At 48.3% G+C, this 21,623-nt stretch carries 18 protein-coding genes; 11 read left to right on the top strand and 7 right to left on the bottom strand.

Translation table 11 applies throughout. The features are described from left to right. Positions 1 to 151: 151 nt before the first annotated feature. From R0I52_RS04100 to R0I52_RS04075, 6 genes are all read left to right on the top strand, one after another. The gene (locus tag R0I52_RS04100) at positions 152 to 874 is read left to right on the top strand and encodes a response regulator transcription factor (RefSeq protein ID WP_317053278.1); all 723 of its coding nucleotides are present in this window, start codon (positions 152 to 154) and stop codon (positions 872 to 874) included. A gap of 98 nt (positions 875 to 972) precedes the next feature. Continuing rightward, positions 973 to 3,219: a sensor histidine kinase gene (locus tag R0I52_RS04095; RefSeq protein ID WP_317053277.1), complete on the top strand. Its 2,247-nt coding sequence runs from the start codon at positions 973 to 975 to the stop codon at positions 3,217 to 3,219. Between the two features lie 287 nt (positions 3,220 to 3,506). Further along, on the top strand, positions 3,507 to 4,277 hold the full coding sequence (locus R0I52_RS04090; protein ID WP_172953126.1) for a methionine ABC transporter ATP-binding protein: 771 nt from the start codon (positions 3,507 to 3,509) through the stop codon (positions 4,275 to 4,277). An 18-nt stretch (positions 4,278 to 4,295) separates the two neighbouring features. Next, positions 4,296 to 4,982, top strand: a complete 687-nt coding sequence (locus R0I52_RS04085) for a methionine ABC transporter permease (RefSeq protein ID WP_317053276.1) — start codon at positions 4,296 to 4,298, stop codon at positions 4,980 to 4,982. A gap of 168 nt (positions 4,983 to 5,150) precedes the next feature. Further along, the gene (locus R0I52_RS04080; RefSeq protein WP_317053275.1) at positions 5,151 to 6,110 is read left to right on the top strand and encodes a MetQ/NlpA family ABC transporter substrate-binding protein; all 960 of its coding nucleotides are present in this window, start codon (positions 5,151 to 5,153) and stop codon (positions 6,108 to 6,110) included. A gap of 479 nt (positions 6,111 to 6,589) precedes the next feature. Continuing rightward, entirely contained in the window at positions 6,590 to 7,438 is an 849-nt protein-coding gene (locus tag R0I52_RS04075; protein ID WP_317053274.1) for an aldo/keto reductase, read from the top strand. 256 nt (positions 7,439 to 7,694) lie between these two features. On the opposite strand, the gene ccmE is transcribed toward R0I52_RS04075, so the two are convergent. The 5 genes from ccmE to ccmA form a co-directional block, all read right to left on the bottom strand. Then, entirely contained in the window at positions 7,695 to 8,195 is a 501-nt protein-coding gene (gene ccmE / locus R0I52_RS04070; protein WP_075100381.1) for a cytochrome c maturation protein CcmE, read from the bottom strand. A 391-nt stretch (positions 8,196 to 8,586) separates the two neighbouring features. Beyond that, a complete protein-coding gene (gene ccmD / locus R0I52_RS04065; protein WP_317053273.1) occupies positions 8,587 to 8,799 on the bottom strand; it encodes a heme exporter protein CcmD in 213 nt (70 codons plus the stop codon). Between the two features lie 35 nt (positions 8,800 to 8,834). After that, the gene (ccmC, locus tag R0I52_RS04060) at positions 8,835 to 9,623 is read right to left on the bottom strand and encodes a heme ABC transporter permease CcmC (protein WP_317053272.1); all 789 of its coding nucleotides are present in this window, start codon (positions 9,621 to 9,623) and stop codon (positions 8,835 to 8,837) included. 197 nt (positions 9,624 to 9,820) lie between these two features. Then, on the bottom strand, positions 9,821 to 10,564 hold the full coding sequence (locus tag R0I52_RS04055; RefSeq protein WP_317053271.1) for a heme exporter protein CcmB: 744 nt from the start codon (positions 10,562 to 10,564) through the stop codon (positions 9,821 to 9,823). Between the two features lie 30 nt (positions 10,565 to 10,594). Further along, positions 10,595 to 11,224: a heme ABC exporter ATP-binding protein CcmA gene (gene ccmA, locus R0I52_RS04050; RefSeq protein WP_317053270.1), complete on the bottom strand. Its 630-nt coding sequence runs from the start codon at positions 11,222 to 11,224 to the stop codon at positions 10,595 to 10,597. Between the two features lie 217 nt (positions 11,225 to 11,441). Between ccmA and R0I52_RS04045 the strand changes: the two genes are divergently transcribed. The 3 genes from R0I52_RS04045 (at position 11,442) to R0I52_RS04035 (ending at position 14,608) form a co-directional block, all read left to right on the top strand. Continuing rightward, complete coding sequence (locus R0I52_RS04045; protein WP_317053269.1) at positions 11,442 to 12,581, top strand: hypothetical protein; 1,140 nt, start codon at positions 11,442 to 11,444, stop codon at positions 12,579 to 12,581. Positions 12,582 to 12,723: 142 nt separating this feature from the next. After that, positions 12,724 to 13,572, top strand: a complete 849-nt coding sequence (locus tag R0I52_RS04040; RefSeq protein ID WP_317053268.1) for a YbjN domain-containing protein — start codon at positions 12,724 to 12,726, stop codon at positions 13,570 to 13,572. 118 nt (positions 13,573 to 13,690) lie between these two features. Next, positions 13,691 to 14,608, top strand: coding sequence for a histone deacetylase (locus R0I52_RS04035; protein ID WP_317053267.1), 918 nt, complete (start codon positions 13,691 to 13,693; stop codon positions 14,606 to 14,608). A 33-nt stretch (positions 14,609 to 14,641) separates the two neighbouring features. Here R0I52_RS04035 and R0I52_RS04030 read toward each other — a convergent pair whose 3' ends face one another. After that, the gene (locus R0I52_RS04030; protein ID WP_317053266.1) at positions 14,642 to 15,415 is read right to left on the bottom strand and encodes a sulfite exporter TauE/SafE family protein; all 774 of its coding nucleotides are present in this window, start codon (positions 15,413 to 15,415) and stop codon (positions 14,642 to 14,644) included. Positions 15,416 to 15,523: 108 nt separating this feature from the next. Then, a complete protein-coding gene (gene coaBC, locus R0I52_RS04025) occupies positions 15,524 to 16,915 on the bottom strand; it encodes a bifunctional phosphopantothenoylcysteine decarboxylase/phosphopantothenate--cysteine ligase CoaBC (RefSeq protein ID WP_317053265.1) in 1,392 nt (463 codons plus the stop codon). 141 nt (positions 16,916 to 17,056) lie between these two features. On the opposite strand from coaBC, the gene radC reads away from it, so the two are divergent. Beyond that, positions 17,057 to 17,740, top strand: coding sequence for a RadC family protein (radC, locus tag R0I52_RS04020; RefSeq protein ID WP_317053264.1), 684 nt, complete (start codon positions 17,057 to 17,059; stop codon positions 17,738 to 17,740). A gap of 322 nt (positions 17,741 to 18,062) precedes the next feature. Next, complete coding sequence (locus tag R0I52_RS04015) at positions 18,063 to 21,143, top strand: acyl-CoA dehydrogenase (RefSeq protein ID WP_317053263.1); 3,081 nt, start codon at positions 18,063 to 18,065, stop codon at positions 21,141 to 21,143. Positions 21,144 to 21,623: the final 480 nt, after the last annotated feature.

The following is a 21,623-nucleotide window of genomic DNA, read 5'->3' as shown; positions in this document are numbered from 1 at the left end:
GATAGTGCCTTTAAATAATGTCTTTAAATAGCACATAACACATTTAGACGTTTGGCATATAACAGCGGTCGCATCTGATGTATTTATCAGAATGACTGTACAGAGCCGTATAAACGCCTGACACATGATAACAACAACTAGAGGATAACCGATGAGTAAACAGATCTTATTAATAGAAGATGATCCAGATTTAGCAGAATTGATCAGCGACTATCTGACCATGAATTATTATGACGTGCATCATGCAGGACTTGGTCAAGAAGGTCTTGACTTACTAGATACCAAAGAGCGCGATATCGATTTGGTGGTGCTTGATTTGATGCTGCCCGATATGGACGGCATGCAGGTCTGTCAAAAGATCCGTGGCAATAAAAACAACATGACTAATAAAGTACCTATTATCATGTTAACGGCCAAAGGCGATACCACAGATCGCGTACTAGGCCTTGAGATGGGTGCCGATGATTATATCGCCAAGCCTTTTGAGCCGCGTGAGCTATTGGCTCGTATCCGCGCCGTGATTCGCCGCCATGAGCAGCCAAACCAAGCAGACAGCCAGTCAGATAGCTTGACGTTTGGCCGCTTAAGCGTATTTCCTGACAGTCATGAGGTGACGATTGATGGTGAGCCGGTACGTTTGACCACGCATCAGTTTCAATTACTACACTACTTTGCCACGCATTCTGGTAAAGTGCTCAATCGTGAGCAGCTCTGGCAGGCGATGCCAAATGATGACAGCTCAGACAATATCGACCGCGCCATTGATGTGCATATTTCACGTCTGCGCGCCTTGATTGAAGACAACCCTCGCCAGCCCAAACGTATCATCACCGTACGCGGCGTCGGTTATCAATTTGCCACCGATCAGGTGTGATTTTTTGCTCATATCATGAGCGGCAGCACGCTATAAACGGTAGACTGTATGCTAGCCGTTTTGAATTGTTATAAACGTCTGATAATAGAGATGGTTTGATGCAGCACTTGGGTTTTCGCTCTTTATTTGCCAAGCTATTTGCCAGTGTGATGCTGGCGCTTATCTTATTTGCGGTGGCGATGGTGCTGTTGACCCAGCTGGTCCATGATAAAGATGCGGGAATTCGCTCCGAGGTATTGGCCACTCAGATCTTAGGGCAAATCGATCCTTTTTTGCATGAGCTAAATACCGCCATTAGCAAAGACAACCGTTTGCAGTCGCGGTTTATGCTGGCGGTCGTCAAAAAAAGCTTTGATATTTTTGACGAGTCTTTACAGGCCAAGATGGGTCTGTATGACAGCGATGGTCATTTGCTGATGCAAACCGACCACAGCGATTTGCCATTAGAGCTGCCGCCTACCCCATCTTTGTTATCGCGCATTTTCCCTTCTTTTTCTGACACTACCACGACCCAGCAAGCACAAGTGTATAGCAGCACAGGCTATACGCTGCTGTACGAATCGCGCTTACCGCCCAAAAAACCAGCCCTTTCTGCGGCATTGAACCTATTTACTGGCACCTTATTGCTGCTGCTTATCATGGCAGGGGTTTTGTGGATTATTGCTCGCACCATGACGTGGCGTATCAATCAGATGAGCCAGCAGATGGCGCAGCTAGGTGACGGTGATTTTACCGTGCGGGTCAATGCGCGCGGTAATGATGAGATTGCTTCCTTGGCGCGCGGGTTTAACCAAGCGGCGCAAAAAATCGAGCATTTGGTCGATGCCAATAACTTACTGCTAGCGCATGCCTCCCATGAGCTGCGTACGCCCATCACCCGTATTCGCTTGCAGATTGAGATGATGGACATGCTGGCTGGCGCGCTGCCCTCTGATATCAAAGAAAAGTTTGATAAACGCGCCCAAGCCATCAATCGCGATTTGTCTGGGCTCAATGACTTGGTAGAAAGCATTTTGCTGGTCAGCCGCTTGGATGCAGGTCATGCGTTGCAGCAAGTAGAACGCCTAGATCTATACGATCTCATCAATCAAGAGCGCCAACATTACCCTGAGGCGACGTTGATCGGCGAGCACATCATCATCGATGGGCAGGCCTCTATGCTAACCCATTTGATTCGCAATCTATTGACCAATGCCATGCTGCATGGGGTGCCGCCGGTGACCGTACTGCTATATGGCGTACAGACCATTGACGAGGCCGATAGCATCCCAGACTATCTACTGCAAACCCTCATTTGCAGTAGTTTCGCTGACTATAATAGCTCAGACTTTGACTCCTATGATGAGACCGTGGCACCAAACCGAGAGGATGCGCGGGCGGCATCAGCGCAAGGCGACGATACCGCGCTCACAGATACCACTGCAGATGAAGCAGACATGACAGAGACGGTCATGGCCCTGCCTGCACCGCCTATCTACAAAAACGGCGAAACGTTCGTTGACGAGGCCGCTGTCATTAATGAGGCAGATAATACTGATGCCACTCACACTGCGGTCGACACGACAAACGACAACGCTGCTGACCGTCCTAACCACGATGCAACACCAAGCAGCAAGACGCATCAGATTAAGACATCTGCGATAGGGGCGGATGACACGCTTGCAACGGAGACGGATGATAACGCTCTCGCTTCGGCCAATAACCATACCGCTCTTGAAATAAAGAACGCGCGCGCATCGCTATCTGTAATGACAGACTATCAGCGCTTTACCTCTGAGTTTGCGGACAAAATCAAAAAGGTCACTTGGCGTGCGGTACCTGAGAGCGCGGCAGCAGAGGATAGTGACCTTATAGTGCAAAAAACCAAAGACAGTCTGATGAGCAAAGGTATCAATGCGCTAAAAAATGGTCACAGCCAAAAAAGCGCCATCGCCGATAGTACAGCCACTAGCGATGATAGCAAAAAGCCAAAAGATCAAAAAGCCAGTAGCAAAAACACGACGCAGCTTGACGGGGAGGCTATGGACGCGCCGCGCAAAGAAGGCTTGTTTACCAAGCATCTCAAAAAAACCAAAACAGAGCCTGAACGTCCTCTGCCCAAATACGCGGTACTGGCCGTCATCGACGAAGGAGCTGGCATCCCTGAAGAAAAGCGCGAAGAAGTGTTTAGTCCATTTGTGCGTTTGCAACAAAAAAACAAAGGCTCAGGGCTGGGATTATCACTGGTATCACAAATCGTCACCGCGCATCAGGGCCGTATCACCACAGATACCATCAATGGCCATACAAGGTTTTTGGTCGTACTACCAGTCAAGCATGATACGCACTATCATCCAAATGACTAGGGCGTGTCTTTATCTTGCTTGCGCAAACCGTTCTATTAAGGGCATCTATCTGGTCTTCGTGTCAAAAGCTGCGCTTATTATCTGCCTCTTTTCCTCGCCTCCCCCGCCTAATCGCTATTCATCATAAGCGGGTCGCGGATGCGCATATCCAAAGTACCCGATAATATGCTATATTAGCGCCCCTTATTATAGGGTTATGAACGGTTGTTTTTTTGCCTCTTAGATGACGATAGAGGCAAAACAAGGCGTTTGTGACATTAAAAAAACCATTGAATTTTGAGCCCTCCATGAATGACATGATTGTCTTAAACGATGTGACCAAAAGTTTTTTAAGTGACCGCTCAATCAAAGACAAAGATGGCAAGCCCCACTGGTTTACTGCTGTCGAGCCGACGTCACTGTCCATCCAGCAAGGTGAAATCTTTGGCCTAATGGGCTATTCAGGTGCCGGTAAATCCACCTTGTTGCGCCTGATCAATATGCTCGAGCGTCCAGATTCAGGTCAGGTCATTATCGATGGCACTGATTTGACCACCTTATCAGCCAGCGACCTACGAGTGGCGCGCCACAATATCGGTATGATATTTCAGCAGTTTAACCTCATGTCCAATCGCACCGTCTTTGACAACGTGGCCTTTAACTTGATGGTCGCAGGCTATCCGCGTCGTGATATTCATCAGCGCGTCATGGATTGCCTGGAGATTGTCGATCTGACTGATCGCGCCGGCCACTACCCTGCGCAGCTCTCAGGTGGCCAAAAGCAGCGCGTTGGTATAGCCCGCGCGATAGCGCCTAGTCCAAAGGTGCTATTGGCCGATGAGCCGACCAGTGCCCTCGATCCTGCGACAACTCGTAGCTTGCTCACCTGTCTGCGTGATATCAACGAGCAGCTAGGCGTGACCATCGTCATTGTCACCCACGAGATGAGTGTGATCCGCAGGCTTTGCGACCGCGCCGCCTTATTACACCAAGGCAAGCTGCTTGAGGTTGCAGACGTAAGAGATGGTCTGATTCAGGCCACCACCCCGATTGGCCAAGGCTTAGTCGTTGAGGACTAATGAGGTAGGAGAAATAATATGTTAACTGGTACGGAACTATCCGCCTCGATCGACAAGCTGTTTGCACTGCGTAAAGAGATTGTGACTGCGTTTATTGATACCTTTATCATGCTGGGTATCTCAACGACGGTTGCCATTTTGATCGGTGGGCTATTTGGAATATTCTTATTCTTATCCAGCGATAGACAGTTTTTGCAAAATAAAACACTATATGGCGTGTTAGGCGCCATCACCAACTTTATGCGCGCCTTCCCGTTTGTGATTTTAATGATTGCAATGAGTCCATTTACCAAAGCCATCGTCGGTACAGGTATCGGACCGATTGCCGCCTCCTTGGTGCTTGCGATTGCCGGCTCGTTTTATTTTGCCCGTTTGGTCGAGCAAAACCTGCGTGAAGTCCCGCGCGGTATCATTGAGGCCACCGAGTCGATGGGCGCTCGACCCTTTACCATTATCAAAGTCTTGCTCAACGAGGCGCGCTCAGGGCTGGTGCTGTCAGTGACTATCTTGTGTATCAGCTTGCTGTCATACTCTGCGGCGGCTGGTATGATCGGCGGCGGCGGTTTGGGCGATTTGGCCATTCGTTATGGTTACTATCGTTACCAAACTGAGGTGATGATTTTTATCGTGATTATGCTATCCATCATGGTCATCGCTATCCAAGCGTCTGGTAACTGGCTGGCCAACCGCCTAGACAAACGTTAAACCGCTTTGGCAAATACTTGACATTGCCAGCGACTCGGTTTATTTTTGGCAGTAATGAATCCTCTTAGCTCTTATCCTAAAAAGCAGCATTACTATGTAGAATGTTGCTTTTTTAATGCTCAGGCGCGACTCACATAACCCAATCCCATGTACGAATAAGGAAATTTTATGAAATTAACAGATATCAGCCGTCAGTTGGCCACTGCCTTTGCAACCGTTGGTGTGACGGGGCTCGTATTGGTGGGCTGTAACAACTCATCAGCGCCAGAAGCCACCAAAGAAGCGGCGACTGAAAACACCACAGCCCAAACGACGGACAGCGATATCGATCCTGAGCATAGCAAAATCGTCATCGGTACCACTGAAGGTGACTTTGCCGACATGGTACGTAATCAAGTCAAAGGCGCGCTAGAAGAACAAGGTTATGACGTTGAGCTAATCGCATTTACCGACTATGTGCGTCCTAACTTGGCGCTGGCTGAAGGCGACTTGGATATCAATATCTTCCAGCATAAGCCGTATCTTGATACCTTTAAAAAAGAAAACAATCTAGATTTGGTTGAGGTATTCCAAGTACCGACCGCCCCGCTTGGTATTTATTCAGGTAAAAAGACCAGCCTTGATGAAGCCTACAAAGGCATGAGTGTCTCAGCACCAAACGATCCAAGCAACTTTGCACGTGCTCTTGTGATGATGGACGACCTTGGCTGGATCACGCTAAAAGACAATATCGATCCGTTGACAGCCTCAAAGACTGATATCGCAGATAACAGCAAATACGACATCAATATCGTCGAATTAGAAGCCGCGCAGCTGCCACGTGCCCGTGATGAAGTTGATTTTGCAGTGATTAATGGTAACTATGCCACCGACTCTGGTATCAAATTGACCGAAGCACTGTTTCAAGAGCCAAGCTTTGCTTATGTCAACTGGTCAGCGATCAAGTCTGCCGATACTGGCAAAAAATGGGTAGAAGACGTCACCAACGCCTATAACTCAGAAGCCTTCAAAAAGTACGCGCATGAAACATTCCCGGGCTACAAATACCCAAAAATCTGGGATGAAAACACCACTGACGCAACCAAAGCCCCTGAAAACGCGGCTGTAGAGACCGAAGCGGCGCAGTAATTTATAACCGTGCTTCCGCGTCTATAGAAGCGTCCAATATCAATCGATATTGGGCGCTTTTTTACGTTATCTCTCATCCGTCTGCTACGTCTCTTGCGCCTTTGCTCTACTGTCTTTTTTGACTCTCGTTATCACACTGACAACATTTGCTCATAAATTAGACGGCTCTGGAGCGTGTCTTCATCCCAAAAACAGGGATAAAAATGACGTTACAGCCTGTTTGTCCTTTGTAGGAAAGCGTCAACCGACCTTTTACTTTATTCTATTTTTTTCTATAGTAGCTGGGTTGCCGCGTTGTTCTGTTAGGGCAAGTATTACAATGAGCACTATGATACGACTGTTATTTATTCAGGTTTAAAAGCTTCTCACTCAGGTAGTGACACTGAATTTAGTTATTACTTGTTTAGAGAACACTTATATAAAGAACACTTATATAAACAGCCATAGAACCACACTCAACACATAATAAGGATAATAATATGAGCAAGAAAACTTATAATATTCGTACCGCAGGCCAAGCCAATATTCCTGTACTAGGGCTAGGTACTTGGCAATCAACAGGCCAAGACTGTATCAATGTCGTCAGCCAAGCGTTAAAAATGGGCTACGAGCACATTGATACCGCGCAAGCTTATGACAATGAAACAGAGGTGGGAGAAGGTATCAAGCAATCAGGCGTGGCGCGTGATAAGTTCTTTTTGACCACCAAGATTTTCCCTGATGATATGAAGTTTCAATCAGAAAAGCTGATGGCAGCTGCCAAGCGCTCATTAGAAAACCTAGATACCGATTATGTCGATCTGCTATTACTGCATTGGCCCGATGATCGCGTGCCATTGTCTGAGACCATTCCTGCGCTGTGTGAACTGCAAAAACAAGGGCTGACGCGTCATATTGGGGTTTCTAACTTTAATATCGCTCATATCATCGAAGCCAAAAAACATGCTGATGTGCCTATTGTCGTCAACCAAGTAGAGTTTCATCCGTTTATCAAACAAAACACCCTGCAGACTTTTTTGAATAACCATCATATTTTACTAGAAGCCTATTCGCCACTGGCGCGCGGTGATGTGTTTGATAATGAGGTCATCAAAGAGATTGCGGATAAGCACAACGTGACACCTGCACAAATATCACTGGCTTGGATATTATCGGACAAAGACCGTGTAGCCATTCCCAAGACGTCCAATCCCGACCACCTGCAAGGCAACTTGGATGCCATCGATGTCCAGCTTAGCGCCGATGAGTTAGAAAAAATCGGCAATTTAGCTCGTAGCGATGGCCGTAAAATCGAGCATCCTGACTATACGCCTGAATGGGATGACTAGGACGTATCCTCCATTCAAGCGATAGCCATCTAAATGGGCTAAAAATGGCTGAATCTGACCAAACGGTGTCAGATAGCTGACTACTATCTCGATAGTATCTGCGCTATTTTCCTTGTTTGACGGCGATTTATCTCATTTTTACCGCCATTTTTAAAATGAGGACACGCCCTAATGTTTTTATCAAAACCCACATAAAAAAGCGCCGCTAATAAAATATTAGCGGCGCTTTTACGGTCAGTGTGGCTATTTTTGAACGCTACTGTTGCAGCGTTTGGGTCTCATGGATTGGCTCTGCTGGATTGTACTGCTCAGAAGGCGGCGTCAATCCATTGCGATTGTTTTCTTTCATAGATTTGGCAACCTCAGGCGGCATGTAGTTTTCGTCGTGCTTGGCCAGCACTTCCCCTGCGACAAAGGTCTCGCCCTGCATTTTACCTGTGGCAACCACGCCTGAGTTTTCAGCAAACAAATCTGGCAAGATACCTTGATAAGTCACAGGCACCGTCGATTCAAAATCGGTAATCGCAAACTCCACACTCAGCGGATCATTTGGTGCTCGCTGCACGCTGCCAGCGACGACCATACCACCTGCACGAATACGCTTATTTTGCGGCGCTTCCCCTTGGGCAATGGCTGTCGCATCAAAATAATAGTCAGTCTGCTGCCCAATGGCATAGATGACCAACGCCACGGCTATCGCGGCTCCTGCCAGCGTAAACATCACCCACATCAGTTTTTTGCGACGAACTGCGTTCATACCACTACCTCATTGATGAGTCACTGTCTTATAGTCAAATCATTCTAAAAATAACATAGCGATATTGGGATAAATGTTGCGAGCATCGGACGATAACAGCACGCAAGTAAAATTTATACCAGTAGCGCGTTTAAATCTAAAACGATTTTAATTGGAACTGACCATATCAGTCATATCCAATGCCATATAAACCTATAAAACAGAACATATTAAAGAAACCACCATTAGAAAAACCTTTTTTAAATATTTTTCTAATCGTACTTTCTAGTGGCTATATAGTAGCATTTTTTGCGTCAATCAATAAGCCTCCAAGCCTTCATATCGCCATATAGTGACGATATAGACATTCTAGTCTTGCGAGCTAAATTGATGATATACAGATGGTTTTTGACTATTCGGTTGTAGAATTGGAGGTGTTGGCAGTACGCTGCGCTTGCCGCGCTTGCTGGATGGTCAGCTGCTTAATCAGCGCTTGTCGCTGCCTGCGGCTATAAAAAATAAAAGCCAGCACCACACCCACGGTAATAGCCCAACACGACCAGACAAACACGCCATGCTTACCCATGGCGATAAACTCAGACACGCTGTAAAAATAAGGCTGCATCATCATCTCCTAGCCGTTATTTATGTGATTGACGATTATTTGGCTTGCCCGCGAATGTATTCTTTTACCCAAGCCTTGCCCTGATCGCGGTACAAAATCAACGTATTGGTGCGATAAATCGCCAAGGTCGCCACCAGTAAATAGCTACCGATGACCATGAGCAATAGCGGCATCCACATATCGGCTGACATTTTTGGTGCAGCGGTCAAGGTAAAAGTTGAGCCTTGGTGCAAGGTGTTCCACCACTGTACCGAGTATTTGATAATTGGCAGGTTGACCGCACCGACGATAGACAAAATAGCCGCCGCTTTGCCGCGGTTGGCGGTATGCTCAAAGGCGGCAAACAGCGCCATGACGCCTGCGTACAAAAACGCCAAAATCAGCATCGAGGTCAAACGCGCGTCCCAGACCCAATACGTCCCCCAAGTGGGTTTTGCCCAAATAGAGCCAGTGATCAAGCTAATCACACAAAGCAAAAACCCCAGCGGCGCGAGCGCTTGCGCCACCAAACTGGCCGTCTTAATCTTCCAAACGAGAAAGATAACCCCTAACACCGCAAGGGCGAAATAGATGGAGATGGCCAGACTGGCTGCCGGTACGTGGATAAATATAATACGGTAGCTGTTGCCTTGTAAGTAGTCAGGCGGCGCAAATGCCAGCCCCCAGACACTACCGATTACAAGGCAAATACTGGCAAGTATGGCAAGCCACTTGACCCAAGGCGCAAAAATGCGAAAAAACTGCTTGGTACCAACAGTGGTCAAAAAGCCTTGCCAAATGCGCTGCCACAGGCTGGGAGATGAGACATTATTCAGGTTGGGCATGGGAATAAACCTATTTACACAGCATAGTGGTTTGACAGATATGGCATCATGGGCGCTACGACATCATGATTGCTACTATCCGCTAACCTGCCGGCGTTAAACACTGGATAGAATCTACAAGTGACTTGTTTGTATCGTTAATTGGCTATTATAGCAAAGTTGCCCGTTTTCAACATGCTGTTGATATAAAGGTTTTTTTAATTGAGCCACGCCATCTTTAAGGTTACAGCAATCACCCATGGCATCACGAGTACCGAGATGATGCTGCCAGCTAATAACAGCGCTAGTATCGGCAAACCATTGAGACCTGTGGCAAACAAATCCACCGCCCCAGTGGCAAAAATCAGTACCGGAAGCTGCATGGGCAAAGCTATCAGCGGCACCAGCACGGCACCGTTTTTTAATGACAGTGTCAAACTACTGGCAACGGCAGAGAGCATCAGCAGCATCGGACTGCCAGTGACGATAGAGGCCAGCAATATCCACGCCTCAAACCAGCTAAGCTGAAATAGCGGCACCGCCAATAAGCTGAGCACCGCCACAATACCGCTACTAAAAATCCAGTGTATGACTAAGCGGATGAGCACCCAAAGCGGTAGCGATGCTCTGGCAACGACCAACTGCGCCAGCGTGCCATTATCAAGCGCGGGCTTAAATAGCCCATCAACCCCCATCACAAGTGACAAGAGCGCGGCAATCCACACAGCAGACACGCCTAAACGCTGCAATAGCGCAGGCTCACTACCGACAGCCAGCGGAAACAAGGTAATAATCACTAAAAACAGTACAAGCGGATATAGCCACTGTACCGCTCCTTGCTGCTTGACCTGCCATTCGCGGCGCCAGAGCTGCCCAAAGCTGATACCGCGCGTACCGTCAAAGATATTTGAGCGCGGCTTTGCTGCTTGCGTTGGTGCAGACTGTACTGGGCTATCTGTCATGATTCATCCTTTTACTGATACTCACCGCCCTTATACCATATAACCTGACAAGTCGAGCACTTGATTGGCCACGCCGACGGCCTGATGACTGGTCATTAATATCGCGCCGCCCGCACTGGCAAAGTCGCATAGTCTATCCTCCATTCGTGCCACCATATCGACATCTAGCGCGGTAAATGGCTCATCAAGTAGCCATAATGGTGTCACCGCAGGCGTCAATAAATACAATCTGGCAAGAGTAATGCGCCGCGTTTGTCCAGCGGATAGATGGCTTGAGCTTACGGTCTCAAAGCCTTGTAGCCCTACCCACGTCAGAGCGGCATCAATGTCAGTACTGCTTGGCGCGATGCCATATAGATTGAGCAAAAACGTCAAGTTTTGTGCGACCGTCAGATTGGGATGGATACCCAGCTGATGCGAGACATATAGCGGCTGTACAGGTAAGCTTTCGACGCCTTGATAGCGCACGGTACCTGTCAGTACCGGCAGTAGTCCTGCCAGCTGCATCAGAAGTGTCGTCTTGCCCGTACCATTGGCACCGATGAGATGGCAGATATCCCCTGCAGACAGTGTGAGCGCGACCTTTTCGCATAGGGGAGTCTCACCGCGCTGGACGGTCAGCTTATCGAGCGCAAGTAAGGGTGCATCCAGTGCCGTCATCAAATCTCTCGTTATTTATTAAGCGTTATCAATATTCATCACAAACGAATACTGCTTTCATGACATAATAGTTGATGCGCATACCATTCACAAAAACTTGTCCGCGCTCCCTAAACAAATAAGGCTGACACCGACACCGACAATCGTATTTTTTAGGGTTGATATTACCCCAGCCACACAGTATAACAAATTGTCCATCACTATGACCTCAAAACCTATGCCGACTTCACAAGATAATCCTAGTTTAGAAACCCACCCTGCCCCCTCTCAGAGGCAAAAAGCAGATGTCCAGCCAAATACTCAGCCAAATACTCAGCCAAATAGCCAGTCAAACACTAGCGCTGGCGCGCCTCTCAGTCTTGATAGTATCATCGAGGCACAAGTTGGCTTTATGCAGCAATGGCTTGGGGCACAAGCAGATACCTTGAGCGTGCAGGCATGTCAGTGGTTTGGTGAGCAGCCATTATGCCAGTACCTACAGGCTGATGATTTAAAGCGCCTCATCAATGACGGCTTATTACAGCAGCCGATGAGCGACGTCATGCGCACCGATATCCGTGATATCTTGCATGCCGTTATCTACCATCCGATCAATGACAATGTCCCATTGTCTGAGCTGATAGATGACACCCAAGTCGAGACCCTTGCCAGCTATATCGGCCGTCACGACGAGCAGCGCAACGCTCTTATTCATACGCTCATCGGCAACGAGACCTTTGCTGACCTACTCACACAGACGCTTTATCATGCTATCAATGATTTTATGGAAAATACGCTCGATAAAGCAGGCGGCGTGGGCAAACTGATGAAGCTTGGCCGTAGCTCGTTTGAAAAAGCCACCAATAAAAACCTAGATGAAAAACTGCAAACCTATTTGCACCGTAACATCAAAGACTTGACGCAGCGCGCAGAGAACAATGCTCAAACGCACTTGTCTAACGATGAGGTCGCGCGGCTGTTGGTCATGGGCTGGTCACGTATCAAAGATCTACCGATCAGCGAGATACAGACATACCTAAATGATGATGCCGACAACAACAGTATCGAGCATATCGAGGCCAGCATTCAGCAAAGCTACAACCGCCTGCGTTTATCGCCCTATCTGCGCAGTCTAGTAGCAGCCAGCATCGACACGTGGTACAGCAATCATCAATCAGACACCATTGCGGCAGTGGCGGCAAGCCTACCTATCGATACCTCGCTCTCCTCACCACTGAGCACAGCATTACGACCGATCATACAAGACGCGCTTGACAGTCCATGGTTTACCGCTCATATTCGTGAGATGCTACAAGCTTTTTATGCGCAGCCTACTATCAAAGCTTCGTTTGCGGGGCGCAGCGATGAGCCCTGCTAATCACCCAGCGCGGTAGATGATAGGGGCGGCGTAGCAAGCAGTATGGTCATCGGCAAAGTGACATTATTGTCTTTACGGTATTATCTTTACTATATTGTCTTTACTATAACGCTCTTACTTCTCTATCGGTCATGGCAATCTTATGAGCCAACGTAACAAACTCAGCTTATGGCAACGACTCAAGCGGCTGCTGACAGAGGCCGCGCCGCCTGCTGTCGTCGATGACGATAATGACGACTTGCGGCAAACCACGATCGATGATGAGCTCAATGGCAGGCCGTTATCTAGCGACAAGCCTGCTAGCCGTCTAGACAGCGATCAAAAAAACAATCAAAACAGCAATCTAAATAACGATCTAAACAGCCATGTAGACGCCTCTGATAATGACAGCAAGCCTGTCGGCACCGTGCCCCCTCAATCTACGTCAGATCGTACTCATCAGCCGCTCGACTCTACCGACACTCATATCGATATTGTCGAGTGCTTAAAACAATACTTTGAGCAAAAACAATGGCACTATGTCTACTATCGCCCAAGCAAAGGCGATCAGCGGCAGTCGCATCATTTGTCGCTAAAGATGCAACATAAGCAGCTAAGCTGTGGCTATTTGTTTCGTGTGCCAGCAGAAAACAAACTGCTGGCCGTATATGGCATATTGCCTTTTTTGATTCCAGAGAGTCACCAAAGCGCGGCGATGTTATTGATTACCCAAATCAACTATGACATGCTGATTGGCAATCTAGAGATGGATATCAACGATGGCGAGATACGCTATAAATATGCTATCGACGTCGAAGCCGTCGGTATCAATGACCATATCATCGAGCACGCCTTACAAAGCGTCATCGCCATGACCACAGTCGCCCATGAGCTGTTTTATGATTTGATCAATCAGCAATACCCTGCCGAAGACATGCAGACGTTGCTGGCAGAGCTGCGTCAACAAGCAGATGCGCGCACCTTCTTTTTGCCAACTCAGTATGTTCAGTAATCCACTGAGTCTGATGGCTATCCCCAGCTTTTACAATTCCTCACCAACCCCTTATTTTCAAAGCATTTAAACTTATCTATCCTTAAAACACTTTTCAAAAAAGACATGCTTTAACACTATGCTAAAAATTGCCTATTCTGACGTGTTTCGTTATAGCGTGCCTGACAAGCACCGCTTCCCTATGCAAAAGTACACCATGATTCCTGAGCGCTTGCTTGAAGAAGGCACCATCACCCATGATAACTTTTTTGCGCCAAAACGTCTGACAGAAGATGAAATCTTAACCACGCATACAGCGGACTACTGGCATAAGCTCAAAACCCAAACCTTGCCGCGCAAAGAAGCGCGACCTATCGGTTTTGAGATGACCGAGGCTTTAGTTGATCGAGGTCGTCATATCGCGCACGCCACTTATGAATGTGCATTATATGCCCAGCAGTATGGGGTGGCGATGAATGTCGCGGGCGGCACCCATCATGCGTTTGCCGATCATGGCGAGGGGTTTTGCGTGTTTAACGATGTGTGTATCGCCAGTAATCTACTGCTTAATCGCAGGCAGGCGCAAAAGATTTTAATCGTGGATTTGGATGTGCATCAAGGCAATGGTAATGCTAGTATTATGGCGGATGAGCCGCGCGTTTTTGTCTTTAGTATGCATGGCGCCAAAAACTATCCGTTTCGCAAAGAAGTCTCTGATCTTGATATTGAGCTAGATAACAATACAGGGGATGCAGAGTATTTACAGATATTAAAAGACACCTTGCCGCGTTTGATCAGTGAGGTTGCACCAGATATGATTTTTTATCAGTCAGCGGTCGATGTGCTGGCGACCGATAAACTGGGTAAACTTGGCTTAACGCAAGCAGGCTGCAAAGCTCGTGATGAATATGTGCTTGAGCAAGCAAAAGCCGCTAGCATTCCAGTTGCTATCGTCATGGGCGGTGGTTATTCTGAAGATATTGAAGATGTGGTCGAGGCGCACTGCAATACCTTTCGCATCGCCCAGCAGCTGTATTTTGGTGAAATGGTTGGTTGAGTATAGTCGACTCGTTTATTTGTATTGACTATACTACAAAAACGCCACCACCCCCTGCCAGCCCACACGCAGTCCCAGTACGGAGAGAATCACTAAAATAAGCTGACGAAAGCGTGCTTGCGGCAAATAACGACGCAAGCGGATACCAACCAGCAGCATCGCTATAGACAGGACGCTAAGGATCGCTATCAGCTGCCACTCACCACGGCCAAGCGCCTTGATTGGCTCACGCAATACGATGATTTGAGCGATTTTACCCAAAAAATAACACATGTTGCCGACTTTGGCGATGGTGTTTTTATCATTGCTGGCAGAGAGCAAATACATCATCAGGATGGTCGACATCGCGTTGGTCGCACCGCCAATAACGCCTGCACTAAAACCTACGATAATCAGTACTGGCTTGGTATCAGGCAGGCGGATTTGCTTACCGAGTAAGCTACTGACCACATAATAACCAATGACCGCCGCCAGCAGTACTAAGATGTACGCGCTATCGACCCATAATAGTAGCTTTGCCCCCAAAATACTGCCAAGTAGACTGGTCAACGCCAGCAGCCAGTAGCGTCTGCCATAATAGATAAAGTTTTGCCAAATACTACGGCCACCGCCAGCCAGCCACGTCAGCGCGTTGAGCAATAATGACGGAAAAATAATCAGTACAATGGCGCATGGCAGCGGGTACATGCTCGCAAGCGCAGTGGTGGTGACCAAGGTGACGCCCAGCCCGCTGATACCATGCAGCAGTGATGCTAGGGCAAAGACAGCCATCAGTAATACGGTCTGGGTACTTGCATCATCCATCATACTTACCACACCGCCTTAGCGCCCAACTTGTCCCAACTGATCTGACATCACTATTCTAAAATCACTATATAGCTGTGCTGTGATAGCTGCGCCGTGATTGAGCTATGATTAAGCATCATACCGCTGCCAGAGGGTCTCACCGATAATACGGGTCAACTGCTCAGCGATTTTATCCTTGCTTGCTTTTTCTAACGTGACACTGTCGTGCTCATAACGCTCGGAGAAAAACACTTGCATAGCGTTATCATCACTGGCAAACCCAATATCCACGCGAGACACATCATTGCAAGCAATCAAATCCAAGTCTTTGGAGACAAGCTTACCACGTGCATAACGCTCGACATCTTGCGTCTCTGCTGCAAAACCCACGACAAATAGCTCAGGATGCGCAAGCGAGATAGTCGCTAAGATATCAGGGTTTTTTACCAAGTCTAGTGTCATCGACTCTTGGGTTTTTTTGATTTTCTGCGGCGCCGCGTCTCGAGTACGATAGTCAGCGACAGCCGCGGTGGCGATAAAGATATCAGCGACTTTAGGCTCGTCATCAGGGACATGGTCGTGCATATGAATGTGATCGTCTTCATGCTCATGCGTCTCACCGCAGCCACAGTCATCGTGATGTTCGTGCGAATGGTCATGAGTATGCTCAGAATGGTGTTCATGCTCCTCTGCGGGCCCATACTGTAGTGCCGCATGCGTACCTGCCACACACTGCTGAGCCGTCAGCAACATCTCTTCGGCAGACAGCACATCGATACGTGTGACATTGAGCGGCGTCGGTAAACCCACCTTGCCACCTGCTATCAAGATCACCTCCGCACCGGCAGCCACGCAAGCGCGCGCTAACGCAAAGCCCATTTTCCCTGAAGAATGATTGGACAAGTAGCGCACTGGATCGATCGCCTCGACCGTTGGCCCTGCAGTAATGACCACTCTTTTACCAGCCAAGAGCTGCGGCGTGGTTTGCATGGCATTGAATAATAACACCTCGGTCAACAGCGCCTCAGGCTCAGGTAAGCGGCCGGCGCCCACATCACCGCACGCTTGCTCACCGCTGGCAGGGGCAATGATTTGATAGTTCATATCGCGTAGAGTTTGTACATTGAGATTGACCGCAGGGTGCGCCCACATCTGCTGGTTCATCGCTGGAGCAACCAGCACCGGCGCGCTCGTCGCCAGACAGACTGTGGTAAGCAAATCGTCCGCCATACCCATCGCTAGGCGTGCCAAGGTATTGGCAGACGCCGGCGCGATGACGACCAAATCTGCCCATTTTGCCAGCTCGATATGCCCCATACCCGCCTCCGCTCGCTCATCGAGCAAAGAGATATGCACTTCGTTACCCGTCAGCGCCTGCAAGGTCAGGGGCGTGATAAAGGCTTGCGCGCCGCTGGTCATGATGACGCGCACATCAAAGCCTGCTTTGACAAGCAAGCGAGCAAAAATAGCGGATTTATAAGCGGCGATACCGCCGGTGATAGCGAGCACGATATTGGACATAAGCATGGCATCAATAAAAAAGTGGAAAGATAAATTGCGCTTATAGTAACAATTATGAGATAAATTGGGTAAGAATTTACGTATTTCGCCCATTTATCGATACGGGCGTGTTTATCAAAATAATACTTTTAGGAAAAAATAATGGCAATCAAGGACTGGCACGAAGACGACCGACCGCGTGAGAGACTACTCAAAAACGGGGCAGCAAGCTTGTCTGACGCTGAGATTTTGGCGATATTTTTACGTACGGGCACTCAGTCACAGTCGGCAATCGAGCTGGCGCGGCATCTTATTGACCAATTCGGCAGCCTCGCTGAGCTGTTGGCCGCCCCGCAAGACACCGTCCTCGCCTGCCATGGCATCGGCCCTGCCAAGTACGCCCAGATACTGGCCTCGCTTGAGATGGGGACACGCTACTTGGACAGTCAGCTAAAAACAGGGCAAGTGCTTGGACGCTCTCAGGTGGTCAAAGACTATATCAGCACCCAGCTACGCGGCGAGCACCGCGAGGTCTTTGCCGTACTGTGCTTGGACAACGCACTCAACTTATTGAATTTTGAGGTACTGTTTACAGGCGGTATCTCTTCTTGCTCTGTCTGTATCAAACACGTCCTGCGCCATGCGCTGAGTCATGCCGCCAATCAGCTTATCATCGCCCACAATCATCCGCACACCGATGCGACCCCATCGACTGCCGACGATGTGCTTACCTATGAGCTAAAAAAAGCCTGCGACCTAATCGACTTGTCATTGGTGGATCATATCATCGTGGGGCGCAACAACACGTTGTCTTACGCCGAAAACGGCTTTGCGCCTTTTTCTTAAATGACAAAAATAGCGATGAAGAAGAAAGCACTCATAAAAATAGCGATAGCCATTCCATAATCGCCATACCTAGCGTCTTATGATACATATTTTCGACACAGCGTAGCACTTTCGCTATTGATAGTCATCGACAACTGTTTCATATTGATGGTTAACTGTGTCTTTCGTAGAGATTTGACTCTTAGTATTTTGACTCTCAGTATTTTGACACACGGCCATAAATAACACTTAAAAACCTACGTCAGAAAAACCATAACTATATGTATCTGACCTGCATTCACATATTTTTACGCTATTGTTTGGCGTTATAAAGGAGACAGTCATGGCAATTGGCTTATTTATTTTGGCAATATTCATTCAATTAGCCATGGTCTTGGCCATCTTTTTGATGTCCTTATCACGTATCACCGGCAGCATCGTCGCCCTCGCCACCGTCATCATCACTGCTTTTATCAGCCCGTGGTCGCTTGTTTTGGGCATTCCAATCGCGGTGTTGTGCTTGATACTGCTTATCTCGCCGCTGCGGCAGTCCCTTATCACCAAGCCGGTCTATAAGACGCTGGGCGGTGCGATGCCCAGCATGAGCGATACTGAGCGAGAAGCGCTGGATGCTGGCACCAGCTGGTGGGAAAAAGAGCTGTTTATGGGTGCGCCCAATTGGGATACTTTTGCCAAATACCCTTATCCAGAGCTATCAGATGAAGAGCAAAGCTTCATCGATAACGAAGTAGAGACGCTGTGTGCCATGCTTGATGAATGGAAAATTCAGCATGAGGATAAAGAGCTTTCGGCTGAGGCATGGCGATTTATCAAAGACAATGGCTTTTTGGGTTTGATTATTCCAAAAGAATTTGGCGGCCGAGCGTTTAGCTCTTATGCCCAAAGTCGGGTGATGAGCAAGATTGCCTCACGCTCACCGACAGCAGCAGTGAGCTGCATGGTGCCAAACTCACTCGGTCCAGGCGAGCTGCTCATGCATTATGGTACTGATGAGCAAAAACAGCGCTGGCTGCCGGGACTGGCAAGCGGTGATGAAGTGCCTTGCTTTGGTTTGACAGGGCCTGAAGCAGGCTCTGATGCAGGCGCGATACCGGATACTGGTGTGGTGTGTTATGGCAGGCATGAAGGCGAGCCCGTGCTCGGCCTACGGATGAATTTCTCAAAACGCTGGATTACTCTGGCTCCTATCGCGACAGTCGTAGGCTTAGCCTTTAAGATGCACGATCCAGAAGGCTTGCTTGGAGATGCTAAAAAGACCGACTACGGCATCACCTGTGCGCTGATTCCTGCCGATCACGAGGGCGTGGTCATCGGACCTCGTCATAATCCTATTGGCTCGCCCTTTATGAATGGTACGGTCGATGGCAAGGATGTCTTTATTCCGCTAGATTATATCATCGGCGGCGTCGAAAACGCGGGGCGCGGCTGGCGTATGCTGATGGAGTGCTTGGGCGTCGGCCGCGGCATTTCTTTGCCTGCCCTGTCCACGTCGGCCAGTGAGATGACCTATCTGTCTGTCGGTGCCTTTGCCAAAGTCCGCGAGCAGTTCAAAATCTCTGTCGGTAAGTTTGAAGGAGTACAAGACGCCACCAGCCGTATGGCCAGTCATACCTATATGTTAGAGGCCTTTCGTCATCTCGTCACCTGTGGTCTCAACCAAGGGGGCACACCATCGGTCATGACGGCCATGGCAAAATACTACGCCACCGAAACCATGCGTGAAGTGGTCAATGACGGTATGGATGTGGTCGGTGGCCGTGCGGTACAGATGGGGCCACGCAACTTTTTGGCGACGCCTTATCAGGCAATCCCTGTCTCTATCACCGTTGAGGGTGCCAATATCTTGACGCGCTCACTGATGATATTTGGTCAAGGAGCGATGCGCTGCCACCCTTATCTGTTTGATGAACTACAACTGCTACAAAGCGAGGACAAACACCGCGCTATCCGCGAGTTTGATACTTTATTCTTTAAGCATTTGGGTTATACCTTTAACCGCGGGGCAAAAGCCTTTGTCGCAGGCTATGTCGGCGGCAGCAATCATGTGCCAAGCTTTGCCGATCGCTTCACCCGTCCTTACTATAAGCACATCAACCGCTTGAGCGCTAGCTTTGCCTTGACTGCCGATATGGCGTTGGGGCTGCTCGCAGGTGATCTAAAGCGTAAAGAGATGCTCTCTGGTCGTCTGGCTGATATTCATAGTCATTTATTTATCGCGACGGCCATTTTGCAGTTTTATGAGTATGGCAGCAAATCTGAAGCGGAGCGTTTGCATGCCGAAGTCGCTTTACAAAATAGCCTGTTCACCATCCAAGAAGCGTTTGAATCATTTTTTGAAAACTTCCCGAATCGCTTTGCCGCAGCATTGGTTGGATTCGTGACTTTCCCCAGTGGCCGCATCTTTACGCCGCCAAGCGACGAACTAAAACGTCAGCTCGGCGATACCTTTATGGAAGACTTTGAGGCCAATCCTTTTCGCGATTACCTCAAGACCATGGTCTATTACAACACTGACGAGGACGATGTGACGGGCCGTATGGAAAACGCCTATCAGACCTTATTGGGTATCGAACCGCTATGGCAGAAATTTAAAAAGGCGGAGCACAAAGACAGCTTTGCTGGCCTGACCTTTGAAGACCATGTGGTCTATGCCAGCCAAAACGGAGATATCACCGAAGAAGAAGCCGAAGTGCTTATTCAATACAATGCCATACGTTTTGATTCGCTATTGACCGATGTCTTTGACAAGCATTTATCACAAGCGCAGCCACGCTTTAACCATCATACGCTCGAAAACGCGGTCAACCAGCTGACCGACTATGCAGAGCGCAAACGTGCGGCGCAAGCTCAGAGTGACTCAGCGTCTGATGATAAGTCTGCTACCGACACGGCCACTGATACAGCAGCCAATAGCATAGCGGCGGGCGCAGCAGAAGGCTTGCGAGCTTCAGCAGATGAACCAACAGGCGATGACAATCCCAATCATGGCTATGAGCCTGATGGTGAGGTAGAAATGGTCGCAGAACAAGACTCTCAAAAGGAAAGACAGGCTCAGACTGACTTTGATGACTCTCATCCTGAGATTGAGGCCTTGGATGCACGTCACCGTGACGCCGCCTCGCACCTCAATGAGCGTATGGGCAACAATCATCGTAGCACAGCCTCAGAGCGCGCTGAACCAGACAGCGCTCAACTACATGGCACCCAGCTAACGGACAATACCGACCAAATAGATACTGACCACGCCAATACCGATGACATCAATCACGACGACATCAATAATAAAGGCATCAATCAAAAAGACAGGGCGCAAAAAACTCAGTCTATCGACGAGCACCTAGACGAGCTGGGCGATAGTGAGCCATGGCAAGACAAACATCGCCGCGAGGAAAGCAAAAACTAAGCGATGGACTTTGTAGAAATTGTCCGTTTAAAAACGCCTGTTTAAAAACACTGTTACTTATTAGTGAATGTCCTCGTTTAGCGGGATATCGATAGGATTAAGAATATGCCTAGCCATTTATATTGATAGACTTATGTTTTACAGTAAGGTGATCCTTACCAGTGGCCTGAAGCTTCATCATTGATACATTACTGTCATTTTTACAAAAGACTGCCGCGGTTAGGCAGTCTTTTTTTTGTCCGAGCGTTTTTGGTCATCGCACCCTTTTGATGATGACATTTAACAAAAATGCGTTGGTGCTGGCTTAAATGTCGATATTTTAGCGACGTTAGCCTAATGATTGTGGTGCTTTTGGCGATTTATAGCATCAGATCTATCTTTTACTGAGTGATTATCTAGACCTGTTTTTTGACAAAAAACTCTAAACCACCTTTAATCAGTTATAGATTATTATTTAAATCATAAAAAAATCTTGCAGTA

The organism is Psychrobacter sp. CAM01, assembly GCF_032842965.1.
Taxonomy (GTDB): domain Bacteria; phylum Pseudomonadota; class Gammaproteobacteria; order Pseudomonadales; family Moraxellaceae; genus Psychrobacter; species Psychrobacter celer.
Note: the sequence above shows the minus strand (reverse complement) of the source record. Positions and strands in the feature narration are given on the sequence as shown.